The following is a 410-nucleotide window of genomic DNA, read 5'->3' as shown; positions in this document are numbered from 1 at the left end:
CTCCCCTTGCAAGACTTGAACTTGCGACATACGGATTAACAGTCCGCCGTTCTACCAACTGAACTAAAGGGGAATTGTATGGTGCCTCGAGGCGGAATCGAACCACCGACACGAGGATTTTCAATCCTCTGCTCTACCGACTGAGCTATCGAGGCAAAAGTCACACCGAAGTGTTAACTTTTGCAAACCTGCTAAAAGCAGAACTTGCTAAAGAATGGTGCCGACTACCGGAGTCGAACTGGTGACCTACTGATTACAAGTCAGTTGCTCTACCTACTGAGCTAAGTCGGCACACGAATTCTTGTTTGTCATCAAGCTATTGCTTAACAACTAAATTTGGCTCCCCTTGCAAGACTTGAACTTGCGACATACGGATTAACAGTCCGCCGTTCTACCAACTGAACTAAAGG

The 410-nt window shown here is 46.8% G+C and carries 3 tRNA genes; all 3 read right to left on the bottom strand.

Annotated elements, in window-relative coordinates:
• The 3 genes from ASV53_RS24735 to ASV53_RS24725 all read right to left on the bottom strand — a co-directional run bounded on the left by ASV53_RS24735 (position 1) and on the right by ASV53_RS24725 (position 291).
• Positions 1 to 73: transfer RNA gene (locus ASV53_RS24735), tRNA-Asn, on the bottom strand.
• A gap of 6 nt (positions 74 to 79) precedes the next feature.
• Positions 80 to 155, bottom strand: a tRNA-Phe gene (locus ASV53_RS24730).
• A 60-nt stretch (positions 156 to 215) separates the two neighbouring features.
• Positions 216 to 291: transfer RNA gene (locus ASV53_RS24725), tRNA-Thr, on the bottom strand.
• Between the last annotated feature and the right edge of the window lie 119 nt (positions 292 to 410).

It is taken from the genome of Photobacterium sanguinicancri, assembly GCF_002265265.1.
Lineage (GTDB): Bacteria > Pseudomonadota > Gammaproteobacteria > Enterobacterales > Vibrionaceae > Photobacterium > Photobacterium sanguinicancri.
The sequence above is the reverse complement of the archived record's forward strand: the minus strand, read 5'-3'. Positions and strand labels throughout refer to the sequence as shown.